General features: G+C 70.2%; 19 protein-coding genes and 2 tRNA genes. 7 read left to right on the forward strand and 14 right to left on the reverse strand.

Annotation, left to right across the window (positions count from 1 at the left end):
* Positions 1 to 30: 30 nt before the first annotated feature.
* The 3 genes from FDO69_RS31945 to FDO69_RS31955 are packed head-to-tail and all read right to left on the reverse strand — an operon-like array spanning position 31 to position 2,485.
* Entirely contained in the window at positions 31 to 822 is a 792-nt protein-coding gene (locus tag FDO69_RS31945; RefSeq protein WP_104785026.1) for an ABC transporter permease, read from the reverse strand.
* Positions 819 to 1,781: an ATP-binding cassette domain-containing protein gene (locus tag FDO69_RS31950; protein ID WP_104785029.1), complete on the reverse strand. Its 963-nt coding sequence runs from the start codon at positions 1,779 to 1,781 to the stop codon at positions 819 to 821. The genes FDO69_RS31945 and FDO69_RS31950 overlap by 4 nt, the downstream gene beginning before the upstream one ends.
* 32 nt (positions 1,782 to 1,813) lie before the next feature.
* Entirely contained in the window at positions 1,814 to 2,485 is a 672-nt protein-coding gene (locus FDO69_RS31955) for a DUF4097 family beta strand repeat-containing protein (RefSeq protein ID WP_104785032.1), read from the reverse strand.
* A gap of 231 nt (positions 2,486 to 2,716) precedes the next feature.
* On the opposite strand from FDO69_RS31955, the gene FDO69_RS31960 reads away from it, so the two are divergent.
* The 4 genes from FDO69_RS31960 to FDO69_RS31975 all read left to right on the forward strand — a co-directional run bounded on the left by FDO69_RS31960 (position 2,717) and on the right by FDO69_RS31975 (position 5,549).
* Complete coding sequence (locus tag FDO69_RS31960; protein ID WP_104785035.1) at positions 2,717 to 3,466, forward strand: GbsR/MarR family transcriptional regulator; 750 nt, start codon at positions 2,717 to 2,719, stop codon at positions 3,464 to 3,466.
* A 90-nt stretch (positions 3,467 to 3,556) separates the two neighbouring features.
* A complete protein-coding gene (hisN, locus tag FDO69_RS31965; protein WP_104785038.1) occupies positions 3,557 to 4,357 on the forward strand; it encodes a histidinol-phosphatase in 801 nt (266 codons plus the stop codon).
* Between the two features lie 128 nt (positions 4,358 to 4,485).
* Positions 4,486 to 4,878 (forward strand): CBS domain-containing protein, encoded by a 393-nt coding sequence (locus tag FDO69_RS31970; RefSeq protein WP_104785041.1) that lies wholly within the window; start codon positions 4,486 to 4,488, stop codon positions 4,876 to 4,878.
* A gap of 254 nt (positions 4,879 to 5,132) precedes the next feature.
* On the forward strand, positions 5,133 to 5,549 hold the full coding sequence (locus FDO69_RS31975) for a Fur family transcriptional regulator (protein ID WP_062928973.1): 417 nt from the start codon (positions 5,133 to 5,135) through the stop codon (positions 5,547 to 5,549).
* A gap of 261 nt (positions 5,550 to 5,810) precedes the next feature.
* On the opposite strand, the gene FDO69_RS31980 is transcribed toward FDO69_RS31975, so the two are convergent.
* The 4 genes from FDO69_RS31980 to FDO69_RS31995 all read right to left on the reverse strand — a co-directional run bounded on the left by FDO69_RS31980 (position 5,811) and on the right by FDO69_RS31995 (position 11,101).
* Positions 5,811 to 5,884 (reverse strand) — tRNA-Met (locus FDO69_RS31980).
* 85 nt (positions 5,885 to 5,969) lie between these two features.
* Positions 5,970 to 7,793: a tetratricopeptide repeat protein gene (locus FDO69_RS31985; RefSeq protein ID WP_170320971.1), complete on the reverse strand. Its 1,824-nt coding sequence runs from the start codon at positions 7,791 to 7,793 to the stop codon at positions 5,970 to 5,972.
* Between the two features lie 234 nt (positions 7,794 to 8,027).
* Positions 8,028 to 8,101, reverse strand: a tRNA-Met gene (locus FDO69_RS31990).
* Positions 8,102 to 8,158: 57 nt separating this feature from the next.
* Entirely contained in the window at positions 8,159 to 11,101 is a 2,943-nt protein-coding gene (locus tag FDO69_RS31995) for a UPF0182 family membrane protein (protein WP_104785086.1), read from the reverse strand.
* A gap of 163 nt (positions 11,102 to 11,264) precedes the next feature.
* Here FDO69_RS31995 and FDO69_RS32000 point away from each other — a divergent pair, with 163 nt between their 5' ends.
* A complete protein-coding gene (locus tag FDO69_RS32000; protein ID WP_234388190.1) occupies positions 11,265 to 11,807 on the forward strand; it encodes a PPA1309 family protein in 543 nt (180 codons plus the stop codon).
* Between the two features lie 47 nt (positions 11,808 to 11,854).
* Here the strand turns inward: FDO69_RS32000 and FDO69_RS32005 are convergent, their stop codons facing one another.
* The 4 genes from FDO69_RS32005 to FDO69_RS32015 all read right to left on the reverse strand — a co-directional run bounded on the left by FDO69_RS32005 (position 11,855) and on the right by FDO69_RS32015 (position 15,129).
* Positions 11,855 to 12,946: a YlbL family protein gene (locus FDO69_RS32005; RefSeq protein ID WP_104785050.1), complete on the reverse strand. Its 1,092-nt coding sequence runs from the start codon at positions 12,944 to 12,946 to the stop codon at positions 11,855 to 11,857.
* A 102-nt stretch (positions 12,947 to 13,048) separates the two neighbouring features.
* Positions 13,049 to 13,225 (reverse strand): hypothetical protein, encoded by a 177-nt coding sequence (locus FDO69_RS41380; protein WP_159030670.1) that lies wholly within the window; start codon positions 13,223 to 13,225, stop codon positions 13,049 to 13,051.
* Between the two features lie 202 nt (positions 13,226 to 13,427).
* Entirely contained in the window at positions 13,428 to 13,886 is a 459-nt protein-coding gene (locus FDO69_RS32010) for a molybdenum cofactor biosynthesis protein MoaE (RefSeq protein WP_104785053.1), read from the reverse strand.
* Between the two features lie 121 nt (positions 13,887 to 14,007).
* Positions 14,008 to 15,129, reverse strand: coding sequence for an SDR family oxidoreductase (locus FDO69_RS32015; RefSeq protein WP_104785056.1), 1,122 nt, complete (start codon positions 15,127 to 15,129; stop codon positions 14,008 to 14,010).
* A 192-nt stretch (positions 15,130 to 15,321) separates the two neighbouring features.
* On the opposite strand from FDO69_RS32015, the gene FDO69_RS32020 reads away from it, so the two are divergent.
* Entirely contained in the window at positions 15,322 to 16,782 is a 1,461-nt protein-coding gene (locus FDO69_RS32020; RefSeq protein WP_104785059.1) for a zinc-dependent metalloprotease, read from the forward strand.
* Complete coding sequence (locus FDO69_RS32025) at positions 16,779 to 17,306, forward strand: NUDIX hydrolase (RefSeq protein WP_104785062.1); 528 nt, start codon at positions 16,779 to 16,781, stop codon at positions 17,304 to 17,306. The genes FDO69_RS32020 and FDO69_RS32025 overlap by 4 nt, the downstream gene beginning before the upstream one ends.
* A 203-nt stretch (positions 17,307 to 17,509) precedes the next feature.
* Here FDO69_RS32025 and FDO69_RS32030 read toward each other — a convergent pair whose 3' ends face one another.
* The 3 genes from FDO69_RS32030 to FDO69_RS32040 all read right to left on the reverse strand — a co-directional run.
* On the reverse strand, positions 17,510 to 18,265 hold the full coding sequence (locus FDO69_RS32030) for an AIM24 family protein (RefSeq protein WP_104785065.1): 756 nt from the start codon (positions 18,263 to 18,265) through the stop codon (positions 17,510 to 17,512).
* A gap of 16 nt (positions 18,266 to 18,281) precedes the next feature.
* On the reverse strand, positions 18,282 to 18,962 hold the full coding sequence (locus tag FDO69_RS32035; protein ID WP_104785068.1) for an AIM24 family protein: 681 nt from the start codon (positions 18,960 to 18,962) through the stop codon (positions 18,282 to 18,284).
* Between the two features lie 11 nt (positions 18,963 to 18,973).
* Positions 18,974 to 20,075, reverse strand: a 1,102-nt coding sequence (locus FDO69_RS32040) for an AIM24 family protein (RefSeq protein WP_138430229.1), incomplete at its 5' end; no start/stop codon positions are given.

Raw genomic sequence — 20,075 nt, forward strand, 5'->3', positions numbered from 1 at the left:
GCGGGACACGGCCCGCGTGGTCACGGGGGGCTACCTCGGGTCGCCGTCGAACTTCGAGGTCGACCAGAAGTAGCCGAGCACCGCGAGACCCAGGCACCAGGCGAGGGCGAGCCATCCGTTGTGGCCGATTTCGGTTCCGAGGAGCAGGCCGCGCAGGGTCTCGATGGCCGGGGTGAAGGGCTGGTACTCGGCGATCGGCTGGAACCAGCCCGGCATCGCGTCGAGCGGGACGAAGGTGCTGGACAGCAGCGGCAGCAGGATCAGTGGCATCGCGTTGTTGCTCGCCGCCTCGGCGTTCGGGCTGACCAGGCCCATGCCGACGGCGATCCAGGTGAGCGCCGTGGCGAAGAGGACGAGCAGGCCGAAGGCCGCGAGCCACTCCAGGACGGTGGCGTCGGTGGAGCGGAAGCCGATGGCCACACCGACGGCTCCGACCAGGACCACGCTGGCGACCGCCTGCAGCACGCTGCCGAGGACATGCCCGATGAGCACCGACCCACGGTGGATCGCCATGGTGCGGAAGCGGGCGATGATGCCCTCGGTCATGTCGTTGGAGACGGAGACCGCGGTGCCGACGGTGGTGCTGCCGATGGTCATCAGCAGCAGGCCGGGGACGACGAAGGCGATGTACGCGGAACGGTCCGGACCGCCACCGCTGATGCCGGCGCTCATGGTGTCGCCGAAGACGTACACGAAGAGCAGCAGCAGCATGATCGGGGTGAGCAGGAGGTTCAGGGTGAGGGAGGGGTAGCGCCGGGCGTGGAGCAGGTTGCGGCGCAGCATGGTGGAGGAGTCGCGCAGGGCGAGGCTGAGGGAACTCATCGGGCGTTCTCCTTGGGCTGGTCGGGGATGCCGGCGGCGGTGCCACCGGTCAGGGCGAAGAAGACGTCGTCGAGGTCGGGGGTGTGGACGGTGAGTTCGTCCGCTTCGATGCCGGCTGCGTCGAGCCGGTCGAGGGTGGTGCGCAGGTGGCGCTGGCTGCCGTCGCCGGCCAGGCGCAGGGTGAGGGAGTCGTCGTCGCGGGTGGTGTCGATGAGGGTGGCGGCGGCGTCGCGGTAGGCGGCCGGTTCGGTGAAGCGGAGCCGGATGTGTCCGCCGGGGATGAGCCGTTTGAGCTGGTCGGGGGTGCCTTCGGCGGCGAGGGTGCCGTGGTGGAGGACGGCGATGCGGTCGGCGAGTTGGTCGGCTTCCTCCAGGTACTGGGTGGTGAGGAAGACGGTGACGCCTCCGGTGACGAGTTCGCGGATGATCTGCCACAGGTTGTGGCGGGCGCGGGGGTCGAGGCCGGTGGTGGGTTCGTCGAGGAAGATGATGCTGGGGTCGCCGACCAGGGTCATGGCGATGTCGAGGCGGCGTTTCATGCCGCCGGAGTAGGTGGAGGCGGGCTTGCCGGCGGCGTCGGTGAGGTCGAAGCGTTCCAGCAGTTCGGCGGCGATGCGGCGTCCCTCGCGTGTGGGCAGGTGGTGCAGGTCGGCCATGAGGAGCATGTTCTCCTCGCCGGTGATCAGGCCGTCGACCGCGGAGAACTGGCCGGTGACTCCGATCGCGGCGCGTACGGACCGGGGGTCGGTGGACAGGTCGTGGCCGGCGACCTGGGCCTGTCCGCCGTCGGCGGTGATGAGGGTGGAGAGGATCTTGACGGCGGTGGTCTTGCCGGCGCCGTTCGGCCCGAGCAGGGAGAAGATCGTCCCTTCCGGGACGGCCAGGTCGACGCCGTCCAGGACGGTCTTGTCGCCGTAGGACTTCCGCAGCCCGTTCGCCGCGATGGCCAGGTCGGTCATGAGAGGTGCTCCTTCGGACAGGCTGGGGGCTGCTAGAGGCTGCGGGCGGTGATGTCGCCGTGCGCGGTGGTCGCGTGGATGGTCAGGCCGGCGGCGGCGCCGTCGGCGTTCTTGAGGGTGTTGTGGATGCGGCCGTAGCCGGTGCCGGCGTCCAGGGCGGCGGAGACGCCGTGGACGGCGCCGACCGAGATGTCGCCCTGCTCGGTGCGCAGCGCGACGGTGCCGCGTACGGCCTCGGCGATGCGGAGGTCGCCCTTCTGGGTGCTGATCTGCGCGGTGCCGCCGAGGCGGCCGACCTCGATGTCGCCGGCGAGCAGGGTGAGGCGGGCGCCGTGAGTCTCGTCGAGCTTGACCGAGCCCTGCGCCGCCTCGAAGACGACGTCGCCGAGCCGTCCGACGCCGCGCAGTTCGGCGGCGGCGGCCTTCGCCTCGATGTGGGATCCGGCGGGCAGCTGCACGGTGATCTCGACGGATCCGGAGTGGCCGAGGACGCGGTTCTTGGCCGCGGGGGCCGTGACGCGAAGGACACCGTCGTCGTAGGTGGTCTCGATCTGCTCGGCCGCCTTCACGTCGCGGCTCCTGGACGCGTCCGCGGGCAGGACCTCGACGGTGGTGTCGGCCCGGTCGGCGGCGATGAAGCGGATGCGTCCGGCGGGGATGTCGAGGACGGCCGAGACGGTGGCGGGGGTGTCGAACTTCTGCATCGTGCTCTCCTTGGATTCTCGCGGTGCGTCGTTTCCGATGAGGGAAAAGCTACGTTGCCTTCACGAAACCGACAACGACTTCGTTGCACACAAATCAAGTATTTGCAGCTCAGAGCCGATTAATCATTGCAACGAGCTTGCCGTCGAACGCAACAGAACCTGTTGGTCCGTTGCAATGATGTGTCGGTGAACGCTATGGTGCGGTCATCGCCCAGCACGAAGGAGGCCACGATGCCGGGAGGCAGACTCGCCCAGCAGGAACGTCAGCAGATCGCGCTGGGGCTGGCCGACGGCCTCGCCTACGCGGAGATCGCCCGGCGCCTGGACCGCCCGACCTCGACGGTCACCCGCGAGGTCATGCGCAACGGCGGCCCCGCGGCCTACCGCGCCGACCTGGCCCACCGCGCCACGGAACGGCGCACACGCCGCAAGCAGGCCGCACACCGGGACCCGAAGGCACCCCCGCAGACCGACGGGCGGGACGCCGAGGCCGTGCGCGAGTACGAGGAGACGTTCACCACCGTCCTCATCGGATCGGGCATGCCCAAGATGATGTCCCGGGTCATGGCCTGCCTCTGCTTGACCGACGCGGGCAGCCTCACCGCGTCCGAACTCGCCCAGCGGCTCCAGGTCAGTCCGGCGTCCGTCTCCAAGGCGATCGCGTACCTCGACAGCCAGGGCCTCGTCCGCCGGGAGGCGGACGAGGGCCGCCGCGAGCGCTACGTCGTCGACGACGACGTCTGGTACCGGTCGATGATGGCCAGCGCCCGGGCCATCGCCCAGGTCGTCGACATCGCCCGGCAGGGCGTCGGCGTCCTCGGCCCCGGCACCCAGGCCGCCACCCGCCTCGAGAACGTCGCCCGCTTCCTCGACTTCGTCTCCGAGAGCACCGCCCGAGCCGCGGAGCAGGCACGCGACATCCTCCACGCCAAGCCCGGGCCGGCTGCGGGCGGCGCGGAGGAACAGAGTCCGGATCACTGACCCGGCGCCCCCACGCCTCGCCCAAACCCCTCCCCCACCCTCACAAACCCCCGGTAGCCCCATCCCCACCTCGGCAGATAGGTTCGTTGCATGCCCGACTACCTCGACGACCTGCGTCTCGCCCACGTCCTCGCCGACGCCGCCGACGCCGCGACGATGGACCGCTTCAAGGCCCTCGACCTCAAGGTCGAGACCAAACCGGACATGACCCCGGTGAGCGAGGCGGACAAGGCCGCAGAGGAGCTCATTCGCGGCCACCTCCAGCGCGCCCGTCCCAGAGACGCGATCCTCGGCGAGGAGTACGGCGTCGAGGGCTCCGGCCCCCGCCGCTGGGTGATCGACCCGATCGACGGCACCAAGAACTATGTGCGAGGCGTGCCCGTGTGGGCCACTCTCATCTCACTGATGGAGGCCGGTGAGGGCGGCTTCCAGCCCGTCGTCGGTGTCGTCTCCGCTCCCGCCCTCGGCCGCCGCTGGTGGGCCGCGAAGGGCCACGGCGCGTTCTCCGGCCGCAGCCTCACCAAGGCGTCCCGGCTGCAGGTCTCCCGCGTCTCCAAGCTCTCCGACGCGTCCTTGGCGTACTCCTCGCTCAGCGGCTGGGAGGAACAGGGCCGCCTGGACGGCTTCCTGGACCTGACGCGCGAGGTGTGGCGCACCCGCGCGTACGGCGACTTCTGGCCGTACATGATGGTGGCCGAAGGCGCCGTCGACATGTGTGCCGAGCCGGAGCTGTCCCTCTGGGACATGGCCGCCACTGCCATCGTCGTCACGGAGGCCGGCGGCACCTTCACCGGCCTCGACGCCCGCCCCGGCCCCCACAGCGGCAACGCGGCCGCGTCGAACGGCCTGCTGCACGACGAGTTGCTGGGATTTCTCAACCAGCGCTACTGAGCCCCCCGTTGTTACCGAGCGCCCCCTTGTTGACCCTCCCTTTACCTGCCACCCTGGGAGTCCCCCACTTGTGAATTTGTGAAACCCTGAACGAACGGTGGGGAGACTCCCAGGAGGTGGCTCCATCCATGCTCGTCCGTGACGCCATGAGCACCGTCGTCCTCACGATCGGCCCGACCCACACCCTGCGCCAGGCCGCATCGCTGATGTCCGCGCGCAAGGTGGGGGCGGCGGTGGTCCACGACCCCGACGCCGGCGGCATCGGCATCCTCACCGAACGCGACATCCTCAACTCCGTAGGCCTGGGCCAGGACCCGGACACGGAGCGCGCCCACACCCACACCACCAACAACGTCGTGTTCGCCACCCCGGCCTGGACTTTGGAGGAGGCGGCGGCCGCCATGGCACACGGCGGCTTCCGGCACCTCATCGTGCTGGACGGCGGCGAGCCCGTCGGCATCGTGTCGGTCCGCGACATCATCCGCTGCTGGGCACCGGCACGACAGCAGGTTCCGGCGTGACGACGCGGACGGGCCGGACCCCGAATGGGACCCGGCCCGTCCGCCACCGCAAGCGGTCCTGCGCCGGAGTCCAGCCGCACAGGGCCCGGACAGCGACCTCCCGCCGCTTGCCATAGCCCCCGTCGGCCCGACGGAAGTCGTCGATCGCCCGCTCCACGATGCCACCCTCGATCCTAGACAACGTCTAAAGCAGGCAGGGATCTAAACTCACACCTGTTCGGGACCTGGTCTCTTTTGCTGTTAGGCTGGTGGCTATGAGTGACCTTCTGGAACGGCTGCGCGGACGCGGATGGCGGATGACCGCGCAGCGGCGTGTCGTGGCTGAGGTCCTCGACGGCGAACACGTCCATCTGACGGCCGACGAGGTCCATGCACGGGCCGTCGCCAAGCTGCCCGAGATCTCCAGGGCGACCGTCTACAACACCCTGGGCGAACTGGTGACCCTCGGCGAGGTGCTCGAGGTCTCCACGGACCAGCGTGCCAAGCGGTACGACCCGAACGCCCACCAGCCGCACCACCACCTGGTCTGCGCCCAGTGCGGCGCGATCCGCGACGTCCACCCGACCGGCAACCCGCTGGCCGACCTCCCCGACACCGAGCGCTTCGGCTTCACGGTCTCGGACGTCGAGGTGACGTACCGCGGCGTCTGCCCGAACTGCGCCGCCGCCTAGCCCTCGCACACGAACACGAAAGCCCCGGCACCCATGGGTGCCGGGGCTCACTGCTGCCGTTGTCGCACGATGCGAAGACACGGAGGCTGAAGACGCTGAGTCCGCGAGCGCTGCGGCCCGAACATCGAGGGCCAGACACACCGAGTTTCATAAACACCGAGGGCCGGAACACCGGGGACCAGAAACACTGAGGGCCGGAACCCTGCGGACCAGAAACACCGAGGGCCGGAACCCTTTCGGATTCCGGCCCTCGGCCTTCAGTAGCGGGGACAGGATTTGAACCTGCGACCTCTGGGTTATGAGCCCAGCGAGCTACCGAGCTGCTCCACCCCGCGTCGGTGAATGCAACGTTACGTCACCGCAGAGGATGGATGCAAATCCATAGTCCGGCGGCCCCCGCCCGGTCCCAGCAGCGACGCCTCACGCGGACAGCTCCTGCCGCAGCGCATCCCTGAGCCGCTCCGCCCTTTCGGCGACGGACGCCGGGCCCAGCGACACGGCCCGGTCAGCCCAGCGCTGCCCCTCCGCCAGCTCACCCCGACGCGCGTAGACCAGGGCCAGCCGCAACGCCGCCCGCCCGTGCCCGGCGTCAGCTGCCCGCGTCCACCACACCGCCGCCTCGGGCTCGCTCCCTTCCCTGGCCAGCAGCAGCCCGAGATTGAACGCGCCGTTGCGGGATCCGGCCTCGGCCGCCTCCCGGTACCACCGAGCGGCCTCGACGACATCACCCCGGGCCGCCGCCAGCATGCCGACCCGCACCTGCGCCCGCCGGTGCCCCTGGGAGGCGGCCCGCTCGTACCACTCCTCGCACTCGCTCCGCCGGTGCACCGGCTCCCCGAGCTCGTGCGCGGGCTCCGGCGGCCGCCGCGCGTCGAGCACGGTCGCCAGCCGGTACGCGGCCTCGGAGCTCCCGCCCCCGGCCGCACACCGCAGGTGCCGCTCGGCCTCCTGCTCGTCCCCTTCCCGCAGCCTTGCCATACCGACCTGGAGCGCCGCCTCGGTGTGGCCGGCTGCGGCGGCACGCTCGTACCAGCGCAACGCGGCCTCCTCCTCGCCCCGGCCGGCATGCAGGATGCCGAGGTTGAAGGCGGCGTCGACGCTCCCGGCCTCGGCGGCCTTGGAGAACCACGGCTCCGCGCCCGTCTCGTCACCGCCCCGCAGCAACAGGATCGCCAGCGCGTTCGCCGCTTCCCGGTGCCCGGCGTAGGCCGCGCGCCGGTACCACTGCTCGGCCTGCGGGGTGCGCCCCTGCTCGGCGCAGAGCAGACCGAGGTTGTACGCGCCGTTCACGTCACCCGCGTCCATCGCGGCCCGGTACCACCGCTCGGCGGTCTGGGTCTCGCCCCGCTCGGCGTGCAGCGCCCCCAGCGCGTTCGCCGCGTTGCCGTCGCCGTCCTGGGCGGCCCGCAGCCACCACACGGCGGCGTTCTCGGTGTCGCCCGCGTCGCGCAGCAGGAAGCCGAGCGCACAGGCGGCGCGCGCCTCCCCGTCCTTGGCGGAGGTCAGGTACCAGCGCCCGGCCTCCTTGAGTTCACCACGCCTCTCCAGGATCGTCCCGAGCTGCAGCGCGGCCCGCCGGTGGCCACGTGCCGCAGCCTGCCGGTACCACTGCTCGGCCTCCTCGGGCGCCTGGACACCGTTGTCGCCGTCGGCTTCCCGCGCCGCCTGCCGGTCCAGCGCCCGCGCCAGCCGGTACGCCGCCTCCCGGTGCCCGCGCTCGGCCGCGACCCGCATCCACTGCACGGCCCCGGCGTCACCGCGGTGCTCCAGCAGATCGGCGAGCGCGTATGCGCCCAGCGTGTGGCCCTGTTCGGCGGACTGGCGCAGCCAGTACTCGGCGGCGGGCTCGTCGCCGCGCTCGCGGTGGTGCCGCCCGAGGGCGTGTGCGGCCGCCGTGGATCCGGCGACGGCGGCGATCCGCCACCATCCGGCGGCCTCGTCGGCGTACCCCCGCTGGTGCAGGAGGACTCCCAGGTTGTTGGCGGCCGCCCGGTCGCCCGCGGCGGTGGCGGCACGCAGATGAGGCTCGGCACCGTCGAGATCACCACGGCGCAGCAGCATGGCCCCGAGGACACTCATCGCTTCGACGTCGCCGGCCTCGGCGGCCAGCCGCTGACGCAGCTCCTCGGCCGCCTCGTCGGCGATCTCCCCGGTCTCGTCCGGGGTCTCGGTGTCCTCCCGGCTGGAAGGCTGCACAAAACGCCCTGTCTCGAACAGAGTTGCCTTGTCCCCCATAACGTCCATCGTCGCACCACCTGCAACCTGGGTACACCTGGTATACCGCAGCCAGTGAGGTCACTTCAGCGTTTTGTCGACATGCCCACAGAGAGACAAGTCAAACACAGATCGGCCAACTCCCCCCGGCGGCGCGGCCACAGACTGCGCCAGCACATGCGTTCACACATCACGAAGGCCCGGATTCCTTTGTGGAATCCGGGCCTTCGGTGCCGCTCCGTCACTCGGACATCGCGACTTCAGTAGCGGGGACAGGATTTGAACCTGCGACCTCTGGGTTATGAGCCCAGCGAGCTACCGAGCTGCTCCACCCCGCGCCGTTGTGTTCACAACCGTATCACGGCGCGGGACGGGCATTTGACCAGGCCAGGGCGCTAGCTGCTCGGCTTGGGACTCGGACTTCCGCTCGGCTTGCCGCTGGGCTTGCTTTCGCCGCCCCCGGAACCGCCCGCCCGGCTCGCCTCGGACTGTGCGTCCTCGGCCCGCTGCAGGGCGTCCTCAAGGTCCTTCTGCGCCTTGCCGTACGCCTCCCAGTCGTTCTTCTTCAGGGCCTCCTGACCCTCGTCGAACGCCTTCTGGGCATCCTGCAGGGCCTGTTGGACCGTCGGGTTGTCCGACGTCGGCGGTGGTTGCGTCGTGTCGCCGCCCTCGTCCGGTGGCTCGGTGGTCGGGCCGTCCGCTCCGAAGACCTTGTTGAGGGCCTCGTCGAGGGTGTTCTCGAAGGCGGTCTGGCCTCCGTAGGTGACCAGCACCTTGCGCAGCAGGGGGTACTTCAGTCCACCACCGCGTACGTAGACCGGCTCCACGTACAGCAGTCCCCCGTCGAGCGGCACCGTCAGCAGGTTGCCGTACTCGACTTCGGAGTCGCCACCTCTCAGGAGCCTGATGGACTCGGCGATGTCCTCTTGGGAGTTGAACTGGCTCTGGACCTGTTTGGGTCCGTTGACCGTGGTGTTGGTCGGCAGTTTCAGGATTCTGATCTTGCCGTAGTCACTGGTGCCCGCCTCGGCGTCGACCGCCATGAACGCACTGAGGTTGTCCCGGCCGTTGGGCGTGAGGGTCGTCGTCAGCGAGAACGCCTGCGCCTTCTGGTCGGGCATCTTCATGCTCAGGTAGTACGGCGGCACCGCGCTGCCCGACCGGTTCGTCGGGTCGTCCGGCACCTGCCACACCTCGCTGCCGCTGAGGAACGTCGTGGCGTCCTTCACGTGGTAGCGCGTGAGCAGCTCCCGCTGGACCTTGAACAGGTCCTGCGGGTAGCGCAGGTGGTCCATCAGGTCCTTGGAGATGTCGCCCTTGGGCTCCACCGTGTCCGGGAAGGCCTTCATCCAGGTCTTCAAAACCGGGTCCTTGGTGTCCCACTGGTAGAGCTTGACCTTGCCGGTGTACGCGTCGACGGTCGCCTTCACCGAGTTGCGGATGTAGTTGACCTGGTTCTGCTGGGCCACCACCGCGCGGTTGTCGTTGGTGGCGGTCAGCGAGTCCGCCGTGGTGTCGCCGAGAGTCGTACGCGAGGAGTACGGGTAGCCGTTCGTCGTCGTGTACGCGTCGACGATCCACTGGATCCGGCCGTCCACGACCGCCGGATAGGCGTCACCGTCGATGGTCAGCCAGGGGGCGACCGCCTCGACGCGCTCCTTGGGCGTGCGGTTGTACAGGATCCGTGAACCCTCGCCGATGGCCCCGGAGTACAGGATCTGCGGCTCTCCGAACGCCACCGCGTACGCGGCCCGGTTGACCGGGTTGGAGAGGTTGACCCCGCTGTCGCCCTTGTAGCTGGTGGTCTTCTCGCCGTTGTCGTCGGAGTAGTCGATCTCCTTCTGGGGACCGCCGACGATCGAGTACGTGGTGGTCTTCTCGCCGTAGTAGACCCGCTGCTCGTACGTGCCGAGGTCGCCCTCGGAGGGCAGGTCGGACTCGGTGAAGTTCGGTCGGCCCTGGGCGTCGGCGCTGGTGCCCTCGGCGGCGACCACTCCGTAGCCGTGCGTGTAACGGAAGTGGTTGTTGATCCAGTTCTTCTTCGGGATGCCCGCGAGGTTCAGCTCACGCAGACCGATGACCGTGTCCTGGTCCTTGCCGTCCTTGGCGTACCGGTCGACGTCCAGGTTGGTCGGGAACGCGTAGTAGTTCCTAATCTGCTGGAGCTGCTGGAACGTCGGCGAGACGATGTTCGGGTCCATGATCCGGATGCTCGCTGTGGACGGGACGTCGTCGCGCAGGGTGGTCTTGTCCTCGGTCTTGCTCGTGCCCGAGTAGTCGGTGACCTTGGTGCCGTCGATGCCGTACGCCTTGCGCGTGGCCTCGAGGTTCTTCTCGACGTACGGCGCTTCCTTGGCCTGCTCGTTCGGCTGGACCTGGAACTTCTGCACGATCGCCGGGTACAGGCCGCCGATGAGGATCGCGGAGAGCACCATCAGGCCGAAGCCGATCACGGGCAGCTGCCACGTGCGCCGCCAGATGGTGGCGAAGAACAGCAGCGCGCAGATGACGGCGATGCAGAACAGGATCGTCTTGGCCGGCAGGTAGGCGTTGGCGTCGACGTACCTCAGGCCCGTCCAGTTGTCGGTCGCCCTGAAGTCGCTGGACTTCACCGCGAGTCCGTACCGGTCGAGCCAGTACGCGACCGCCTTGAGGGCGACGAAGATGCCGATGAGCACCGACAGGTGCCCGGTGGCCGCGGCCGTTGCGCGGGCGCCGGGGCTGGTGACGCGCAGCCCGCCGTACAGGTAGTGCGTGAGCGCGGCGGCGATCACGGAAAGGATCGCGGCGGCGAAGCCGAAGCCGAGCAGGAACCGGTACCAGGGCAGGTCGAAGGCGTAGAAGGAGACGTCCAGCTTGAACTGGGGGTCCTTCTGCCCGAAGGGCACGCCGTTGACCCACATCAGCCACGTCCGCCACTGGCCGGAGGCAGAGGCTCCGGCGATCAGGCCCACGAGGGCGGTGATCCCGAACAGCAGCCACTTCTTGTAGGGCGCGATGCCCATCCGGTAGCGGTCGAGGTTCTGCTGCTCCATCGACATGGCGCTCAGCGGTGGCCGCAGCCGGTGCGCCAGCCAGATGTTGAAGCCGACGGCGAGAGCCATGAGCAGGCCGAAGACGAAGAAGAGCCCGATCTTGGTCCACAGGGTGGTGGTGAAGACCGAGGAGTAGTTCACCGAGCGGTACCAGAGCCAGTCCGTCCAAAAGCCCGCGAACATGGTGAACGCCATGCCGAGAACGGCCAGGACGCCCAGCGTCATGAGCAGGGTCCGGACACGCCGGGACGGGCGGCCCACTCTGATCCGCGGCCCCGAAGGGCCTCCGCCGCGGTCCGGCATCTGGAAAGCCAAGGTGCGCACCTCGAAGTTCGCTGTTGATTCGTCAGGCCCGCGTCTTCACGGACCGTGCGTGGCCCCCGTGATCGCGGGCCCCCACCTATGCAACTTACTCACCGTTTACTCGGTTCCCGATTCCGGTCAGGAACGAGAGAGGATTGTGACCATGTCCAACACTCCCATGGCTGCGAACCCGCTCACCCGGGCCGTTCTCGAGATCGACGAGTACGTCTCCGGCCTCGGCTGGGACCAGCCAGCCCGCCTTTTCGCCCTCGTCGACACCGCACGGCTTCGTGCCGAACAGCCCTCGCTCGCGGACCGGCTCGGCCTGGGGGACGAGCCGGAGAACTCCGGCCTCACCCCGATCGAGCAGGATGAAGTTCCAACGGGCAAGCCGCTCGACGAGTTCCTCGCCACCATCGCCTGGCCCGACGCGGTGGTCGGCTGCGCCCTCGCCGTGGAGCGCCTGATGCTGCCGCCGTCCGCGGAGGCCCAGGTTCCGAAGGGTCTGAGCGAGGCCGAGCTCACGAAGTGGGTGGCGGACCACCCGGACCGCCAGGAGGTCCGCATGACGGTCGCGGTCCTGCGCGACGGCACGCGTGAGTCGGCCCTGCGGCTGCGCGAGAAGGACTCCCCCACCGAGGTCCTGACCGGTTCGGACCTGGTTCCGGGGCTGGCGGAGGCGCTGGCGGCGACCTTCGAGGAGTAGCCCGAACGACCGTGGGGTCCGGCTTTACCGGACCCCTGGTCCCCGGCCTACTTGCCGCACTTCGGCAGATCCGCGGTGTCGCCGCCGCGGATGTCCTTCAGGGCTCCCAGGGCGTCCTTGATGGTGCCCACCTTGATCAGGGTGAGACCGTCGGGGGTGTCCTTGGCGGCGGCCGCGCAGTTGTCGGCGGGCGTGAGGAAGTACTTCGCGCCCTTGGCCCGCGCACCCACGGTCTTCATCTCGATGCCGCCGATCGGCCCGACCTTGCCGGCGTCGTCGATCGTGCCGGTGCCGGCCACGAACGCGCCACCGGTCAGGCTGCCCGGGGTGAGCTTGTCGTAGATGCCGAGCGCGAACATCAGACCGGCGCTCGGCCCGCCGACGTCGGCGAGCTTGATGTCGATGGTGAAGGGGAACGTGTGGTCGGTCCCGGCGGAGATCCCCACGATGGCCCGCTTCTCACCGGTGTCGTCGGACGTCGTGGTGGTGATCGTGATGTCCTGCGTCTCGGTCGGCGTCCGCTTCTCCTTCTCCGCGGCGGCCTGCTCCTTGGCCGGCACGATCGTGAAGCGGACCTGTTGGCCCGGCTTGTGCTTGGTGACGAGCTTCGCGACGTCGGCGGGCTCCTTCACCGCCGTACCGTCCACGGCCTTGATCACGTCTCCCGCGTGCAGCTTGCCCTCGGCCGGGGACCCCTTGACGACCGTGGAGACGATCACCCAGGACTTCACCGGAACGTCCAGCTGCTTCAGGGCGGCGACCTTGGCGCTCTCCTGGGACTGGCTGAACTCCTCGGCGTTCTCCTGGGTGGACTGCTCCTCGGTCTTGCCGTCCGGGTAGAGCGTCTCGTGCGGCACGACCTTGTTGTCGTGCGCGAGCCAGCCGTAGACGGCTTCGACCAGGTTCATCCGGTAGTCGGCGCTCGTGACCCGGACCGTCGTCATGTTCAGATGGCCACTGGTCGCATACGTTTTCTTGCCCGCGATCTGCAGCACCGGCTCGCCGTCGTGGTCGCCCAGCGTGTTCACCGTCGGCCCCGGGGACATCTCCGAATAGGGCACGGGGATGAACACTCCCGCGCACAGGAGCGCGATCAGCATCAGGGTGGAGGCGAGCATCGTCGCGGTGCGGCGTGGCATGAGTCGACAGTACGGGACGGTCCTGTCAGCGCACCGTCAGGGCCGCCCGTCCGAGGCGGCCCTGCCCTCCACAACGCTTGTGACCTGCTGATTCCTCTGCCGTCAGGCGCCCGGGCGGGGCTTCTCCATGGCCTCACGGAAGCGGGCGTAGCCGGTGAGCTCCGGCCCGTCGTTGCGGGCCTTGCGGGTCCGGTGGGCCCAACTGCCCCAGAGTCCCGCGCCGATGGCAGCCACAAGCGGAATCAGCAACCAGGCGAGCGCCGCCATGCCGACCTCCAACCCCTTTGAGCATCCGCAACTGACTGATCAGCAGATTAACGATCCGCAGTGACAACGCTCACGCCAGGGGTGCGGTTACGCAACCGGAAGGCGACCGCCGGGATCGGCAGGCCCCGACCCGGCCACGGCACCCGGCCACCACCCCTCGGGACACCGCTACGGTCCGACCCGCCCTCCCGTCACCCGCCCCTCAGGACCAGCGCTACGCGCCGACCCACTCCTCGGTGCCGTCGGAGAACTTCTGGTGCTTCCAGATGGGCACTTCGTGCTTGAGGTCGTCGATCAGCTTCCGGCAGGCCTCGAAGGCCTCTCCGCGATGCGGGCACGAGACGGCGACGACCACGGCGAGGTCCCCGACCCGCAGGTCCCCCACGCGGTGCACGGCCGCCAGGGCCCGCACCGGGAACTCGGCGGCGACCTTCTCCGCGATGCGCCGCATCTCGGCCTCGGCGCTGGGGTGGCAGGAATACCCCAGCTCGTCGACGTCGGCGCCCTCGTCGTGGTTCCGCACGGTTCCCACGAAGAGCGCGGTGCCTCCGGCCGCGTCGTCCCCGACGGCCCGGAACACCTCGTCCAGGGAGAGAGCCGAGTCCCGGATCCCGATCAGCTTGATCGGGTCCTGCGCGGCCTGCTCACCGGGGTGATCGTTCGTGGTAGCCATGCCTCCATCGTGCCGCACGCGACCGACGGCACGGAATAGAGCTATCGACCGGCACGCGCGCGTACGCGTTTGGAGCCTCCTACAGGGCCGCCTTCCGCGGCGTTTCCCGTACAGGCGCCCCTCAGATCCGCCGCCGGGCCTTTCGCGCCCGCCGCACCACCGCCGCCGCACCCAGCAGGGCCACCGTCGCACCGGCCGCACCCGCGGCCGTCGCGTCCTTGCGGCCCAGCCGGCGCCCGGCGACCGTGTGCCGGCCGGAGACCTCCTCCAGGAGTTCCGCCAGCACCTCCTCGTTGGTGTACTGCGGCCGCCACCCGGCGTCGTGCAGCCGGCTGCCGCTCACCACCCAGGGGTACATCGTGTACGCCAGGTCCCCGGCCGGGGAGGGGGTGAGGCCGATGCGGTGCAGTCGCGCCGCCGCACCCAGCGCGACCGCCGACGGCAGCTCCATCCGCCGGATCCCGCTGAGCTCCTCGACCTCCTCCTGCTCCAGCCAGCCGTCACAGCCGACGGCCAGTTCCCCCTCGACCTTCTCCAGAACGGCGTACTCCAGCGCGCTGCACAGATCCTCGACGTGGCAGAACTGCCACGCGGGCCGCGACCCTGCCACGACCAGGAGCCGGGGCGACTCGAAGTACCTGGTCAACGCGGTGTCGGTGCCTCCCACCAGCACAGCGGGCCGAACCACGGTGACATTGAGCCCGGGGTGCGCCCGGGGCGCGCGCCGCGCCAGCCGTTCGATCTCCAGCAGGTCGCCGACGCCCGTCGCCTCGGCCGTGGCGCGCAGCTCGGCGTCTTCCGACAGCGGCAGCTCGTTGTCGGGCAGCGCGCCGTAGACCATCGCCGAGGTGCACAGCACGACCCGGTGCACTCCGGCAGCCGCGGCGGCCGTCAGGACGGTCTGCGTCCCCCGTACGTTGTAGGCCGTTCGGGCGGCTGCGTCGGTTTCCAGGTCGAGATCCAGCGCCAGGTGCACCACCACGTCGGCCCCGCGCAGCTTGTCCGCGATGGCCGGATCCCGTACGTCCAAAATGTGCCACTGGGCCGCCGCGCACTCGCCGCGCCGCTCGTCGATGGCGACGACCTGCTTGACCTCGTCGGATGCGGCGAGCTGCTCCGTGAGCAGGGCTCCGACGCCGTACGCGGCGCCGGTGACCGCGACGACGGGTCCGCGCGCCGCGGGACTCGCGGAACTGGTTGACTGGTTTCGCGCTGCGCGAACCTGCGGATCTGGGGAACTCACCGGGCGTCTCCAGCGGTTGTCTTCAGTACGAGCGCGTCCGACGCGTGCGTACCAGGTGGCATCCATCCTGCCGCAGGCCGTCAGTCGGCGAAGCACCGAGGCCCGATCCGCCCCGGGTGTCTACGCTGGGTGGTGTTGTCGGGCAGCCGTGCCGCCGGAAAGAACCGGCGGCCCTACCAGCCGAGGAATCCCGTGAGTGACACCCCATTCGGATTCGGCCTTCCGCCGGAGGAGCCGGACGACGGCGACGAGGGCAAGAAGAAGGACCAGCAGAGCGGTGGTGGTCAGGGACCGGCCAACCCGTTCGGATTTGGCGGCCTGCCCGGAGCCGGAGGCTTCGGCTCAGGCCCCGGTGGCCCCGGCGGCCCCGGTGCGGACAATCCGTTCGCAGCCATGTTCGGGTCGCTGAACCCCACCGACCTGGGCGCCGCGTTCCAGCAGCTGGGCCAGATGCTCTCCTACGAGGGCGGCCCGGTGAACTGGGACATGGCCAAGCAGATCGCCCGCCAGACGGTCTCCCAAGGCAGTCCTGACGGCACCAAGGACGCCAGCGTCGGCCCCGCCGACCGCAAGGGCGTCGAGGAAGCCGTCCGCCTGGCCGACCTGTGGCTCGACGACGCCACGTCGCTGCCCTCCGGCGCCGCCTCCGCGGTGGCCTGGAGCCGCGCGGAGTGGGTCGAGGCGACCCTGCCCGCCTGGAAGGAACTCGTCGACCCGGTCGCCGAGCGCGTCGGCACCGCCATGGGCGACGTCCTGCCGGAAGAGATGCAGGCCATGGCCGGCCCGCTGATCGGCATGATGCGCTCGATGGGCGGCGCGATGTTCGGCACGCAGATCGGGCAGGCCGTCGGCGTGCTCGCCGGCGAGGTCGTCGGCTCGTCCGACATCGGCCTTCCGCTCGGCCCGGCCGGCAAGGCCGCGCTGCTGCCGGTGAACATCGAGACGTTCGGCAAGGACCTGAGCGTGCCCCAGGAAGAGGTGCGGCTGTATCTCGCCCTGCGCGAGGCCGCCCACCAGCGCCTCTTCGCGCACGTGCCGTGGCTGCGCTCGCATCTGTTCGGCGCGGTCGACGGCTACGCCCGCGGGATCAAGGTCGACACGGCCAAGCTGGAGGACGTCGTCGGCCAGTTCGACCCGCAGAACCCGGAGCAGCTGCAGGAGGCCCTCCAGCAGGGCATGTTCCAGCCGGAGGACACGCCCGAGCAGAAAGCCGCCCTGGCCCGTCTGGAGACGGCTCTGGCGCTCGTGGAGGGCTGGGTGGACGCGGTGGTCCACGCCGCCGCGAAGCCCCGCCTGGCATCCGCCGACGCCCTGCGCGAGACGCTGCGCCGCCGCCGCGCCTCGGGCGGCCCGGCCGAGCAGACGTTCGCCACGCTGATCGGCCTGGAGCTGCGCCCGCGCCGCCTGCGGGATGCCTCCCGTCTGTGGGCCTCGCTCACCGACGCGCGCGGTGTCGACGGCCGGGACGCCCTGTGGCACCACCCGGACATGCTTCCGACGGCGACCGACCTGGACGACCCGGACGGCTTCGTGCACCGCGAGCAGATCGACTTCTCCGAGCTGGACAAGATGCTCGGCGAAGCAGCGGACAAGCCCGACCTCAAGAAGAAGGACGACGGCGAGGACGAGAACAAGGGCGACGACGCCGGGTGAGCCTGTACGACGACGCGGTCCTCGTACTGAAGGGGTACGAGGACCAGACTGAGCTGCGCCAGGCCTATCTGGACCACCTGGCGGAGCACCCGGACGGCCTGTGGAAGGCCTGCCACGCGGGCCACATCACGGCGAGTGCCCTGGTGATCGACCCCGAGGGCGACCGGGTGCTGCTGACCCTGCACAAGAAGCTGCGGATGTGGCTCCAGATGGGCGGCCACTGCGAGCCGGGCGACGCGTCCCTGGCGGACGCGGCCCTGCGTGAGGCGACGGAGGAATCCGGCGTCCCGGGGCTCACCCTGCTGCCCGGCGGACCGGTGCGCCTGGACCGGCATCCGATCCCGCCACCGTGCCACTGCCACTTCGACGTCCAGTACGCGGTCGTGGCCCCGCCGGAGGCCACGCACGCGATCAGCGACGAGTCGCTCGACGTGCGCTGGTTCGGGTACGACGAGGTCGCGGAGGTGGCGGACGAGTCGGTCGTGCAGTTGCTGGCGGCGACCCGCGCGAGGCTCGGGACCTGAACATCGGTAAGGGGCGACCGCTCTTGCGGCCGCCCCTTACATGTCGATCCTGACAGTGGGCTGCGCCCCGTCAGGGGCGCGGGGAACTGCGCGAGCGAGCCCGGACGGCCCGCGGGCTGAACGAGACCGTACAGCCACGGGCGGTTCGCGGCCCGAGCGAGACCGGACAGCCCCGCTCCCGAATCGCCGAACCCGCGGAGCGCTCAGCTCCAGACGTTGCCCTGGTTCTGCCCCCTGGCCCCCTGCTGGCCCATGCCGTACTGCGCGGCCAGACCCGAGCCGATCTGGGCGCCCTGCGGCGGCAGCAGCTCACTCGGCTGGACCAGCGCGTAGCCGGTGCCCATGAAGCTCAGCTCCCAGCCCTCACCCGTGCTGCCGCGCCGCCTCCACACCCCGGAGGAGTGCGTCTGGGCCTGCATCTGCACCCTCAGGCTCGTCGACCAGGCGACGATCGCGTCGGCGTCGCAGTTGACGTACTTGTCGGGCGTCACCTGCATCAGCAGCGGCATCCCGGAGGTCATCAGGGCGACCTTGCCCCGGCCGGTGATGTTGAGCTGGTACTTCCCGGAGCCGGAGATGCCGTAGAGGCTGTCCACGGCGATGACCTCGTGGTGCAGGGAGGAGTCCATCGCCAGCACATAGCTGCTGTCGACGGTGAGGCCGTCCTGGTCCACGTCCATGACGTGGACGTGCTGCTTGAGGTTGGCGAGGTACACCGTGCCCTGCCCGTGGCAGCGCATCAGGTCGAGGCCCTCCCCGGTCCGCGCACGCGCGCGGGACTGCTGGTTGCTCTGGAACTCGGCGTCGAACTCGACGAGGCCCTGGTAGGCGACCATGGTGCCCTTGCGGGCCAGGACGTCGTCGTGGCCCTCCAGGGTGACGCGCAGCATCTGCTTGTTCTGCAGGCTCCAGCGTTCCTGGGTCTGCTGCTCGCTGTAGGCGAAAATCGGGCTCTGCATGACGTGTGGCTCCCCCTCAGCCCCGGACCCGGAGTCGGTCGGTGCTGTCCTCGCTGGGCTGGACGACGACGATGCCCTGACCGGAGAAGGCCATCTGGTAGGCCTCGCCGCTGCCGCGGCCGATCAGCGACTGGGCCCGGAAGCTGCGCTTGCCCTTCACCTTGAGGTTCGGGGACCAGGCGACGAGCGCGTCGGGGTCGACGTAGGTCTCGTCGTCGCCGCCTCCGCAGTCGACGACGATGGGCTTGCCCCGGGAGGTCAGCGCGACCCAGCCCTGCCCGGAGATCTTGGTGTTCCAAAGGCCCTGCCCGGCGAACTTCGCCAGACCCTTGACCCGCTCCACGCCCCAGGTGAGGTGGGCGTCGAAGGCCAGCAGATTGGTGGCGTTGACCGAGATGCCGTCGCCGTTGAGGTTGATGACGACGACGTTCGCCCCGTAGTCGGCGAGGTAGAGCAGGCCGTCGCCGGAGCACTTCATCAGGGGCGCGCCCTCACCGGTCATCCAGTCCTTGGCGATCTGGCGCACGGCCGGCGGGTTGGGCTCGTACTGCACGAACCCTTCGTAGGCGACCATCGACCCCACGCGCGCGAGGAGGTCGTTCCCGGTCTGCATGGCGACCTTCAGCATGTGGTTGCCGTGGTTCTCCATGCGGGCGGTGACGGGTGCGGGGGCGTGGCCCGCGAGTTGCTGTGTCATGACGGGCTCCCTCAGACCTCGTACGGCTGGACGACGATGAAGTTGCCGGGCGCTCCCCGGAACTGGAGGTTGACGCTCTCCCCCGTGTCACCGGGGTAGGCGTTGCGGCGCATCCGCACCTGGCTGGAGACGACGACCTGGGCGGCGGCCGACCAGGCGACCACGGCGTTGCAGTCGGCGAACGTGGTGGGCGTGACGGGCAGCACGACGGGCGTGCCGTGCGTCTTCACGACGATGGTGCCGGTGCCCTGGAACTGCATGGTGAACAGTGCGCCGCCGGGGATGCCGTGGCCCTCGATGCGGCGGACCTCGTAGGTGAGGCTCTCGTCGAACGCGAGGACGTTCTCGGCGGAGACACAGACGGCGTCGCCCTGCAGCTCCAGGGGGTGCAGCATCGTCGAGTTCTCGGCGAGGAACACCTGCCCCTGCCCCGTACAGCGCATCAGCTGCATCTCCTGGCCGGTCGCGTTGCCCACGATCCGGCCGGCGAAGCCGGCGCCCTTGTAGCTGAAGTCGACCTTGCCCTGGTAGAGCACCATGCTGCCCTGCCGGGCCAGTACGGGCTGTCCGCCGATGCCGAGGTCGACGCGGACGAGCTTCTTGTTCTGCTGCGTCCAGCGCTGCCCGGTGGGGGTCTCCTTGAACTGCTGGAGCGCGGCGGAGACGCCGGGACCCTGGGGAGCGCCTTGGGGAACGCCCTGGGGAGCGCCCTGCGGGGCTCCGTAGGGTGCCTGACCGAACGGCGGCTGCTGCTGGCCGTAGCCCGGGGGCGGCGTGGGCTGGCCGTAGCCGGGGGGCGGGGCCGGGGCGTGGGGCGCCTGTGGCGGATGAGGTGCCTGGGGCTGGCCGTAGCCGGGAGGCGGCGGGGCCGTCTGGCCGGGTACCTGGCCGTACTGCGGGGGCTGCTGGCCGGGCTGGCCGTACGGCGCGGGGGCCGGGGCCGGGGGCGGCACCGGGGAGCCACCGGGCGGGGTGTGCAGGGGCGCGGCGATGGTCGGGGCGGCGTGCACCTGGGGCGCCGGGGCCGGAGGTGGGGTGGGGCCGGGCGGGGGCGCGAAACCCTGCGCGGCGGGCTGGGGCGCGGGGGCCGGGGGCGCCGCGGGTGCGGGGGCC

It is taken from the genome of Streptomyces tibetensis (genome assembly GCF_007655005.1).
Lineage (GTDB): Bacteria > Actinomycetota > Actinomycetes > Streptomycetales > Streptomycetaceae > Streptomyces > Streptomyces tibetensis.

Coding starts and splice junctions, on each gene's coding strand:
- FDO69_RS31945 (WP_104785026.1), bottom strand. CDS start 822: ATGAGTTCCCTCAGCCTCGCCCTGCGCGACTCCTCCACCATGCTGCGC.
- FDO69_RS31950 (WP_104785029.1), bottom strand. CDS start 1,781: ATGACCGACCTGGCCATCGCGGCGAACGGGCTGCGGAAGTCCTACGGC.
- FDO69_RS31955 (WP_104785032.1), bottom strand. CDS start 2,485: ATGCAGAAGTTCGACACCCCCGCCACCGTCTCGGCCGTCCTCGACATC.
- FDO69_RS31960 (WP_104785035.1), top strand. CDS start 2,717: ATGCCGGGAGGCAGACTCGCCCAGCAGGAACGTCAGCAGATCGCGCTG.
- hisN (WP_104785038.1), top strand. CDS start 3,557: ATGCCCGACTACCTCGACGACCTGCGTCTCGCCCACGTCCTCGCCGAC.
- FDO69_RS31970 (WP_104785041.1), top strand. CDS start 4,486: ATGCTCGTCCGTGACGCCATGAGCACCGTCGTCCTCACGATCGGCCCG.
- FDO69_RS31975 (WP_062928973.1), top strand. CDS start 5,133: ATGAGTGACCTTCTGGAACGGCTGCGCGGACGCGGATGGCGGATGACC.
- FDO69_RS31985 (WP_170320971.1), bottom strand. CDS start 7,793: ATGGACGTTATGGGGGACAAGGCAACTCTGTTCGAGACAGGGCGTTTT.
- FDO69_RS31995 (WP_104785086.1), bottom strand. CDS start 11,101: ATGCCGGACCGCGGCGGAGGCCCTTCGGGGCCGCGGATCAGAGTGGGC.
- FDO69_RS32000 (WP_234388190.1), top strand. CDS start 11,265: ATGTCCAACACTCCCATGGCTGCGAACCCGCTCACCCGGGCCGTTCTC.
- FDO69_RS32005 (WP_104785050.1), bottom strand. CDS start 12,946: ATGCCACGCCGCACCGCGACGATGCTCGCCTCCACCCTGATGCTGATC.
- FDO69_RS32010 (WP_104785053.1), bottom strand. CDS start 13,886: ATGGCTACCACGAACGATCACCCCGGTGAGCAGGCCGCGCAGGACCCG.
- FDO69_RS32030 (WP_104785065.1), bottom strand. CDS start 18,265: ATGCAGAGCCCGATTTTCGCCTACAGCGAGCAGCAGACCCAGGAACGC.
- FDO69_RS32035 (WP_104785068.1), bottom strand. CDS start 18,962: ATGACACAGCAACTCGCGGGCCACGCCCCCGCACCCGTCACCGCCCGC.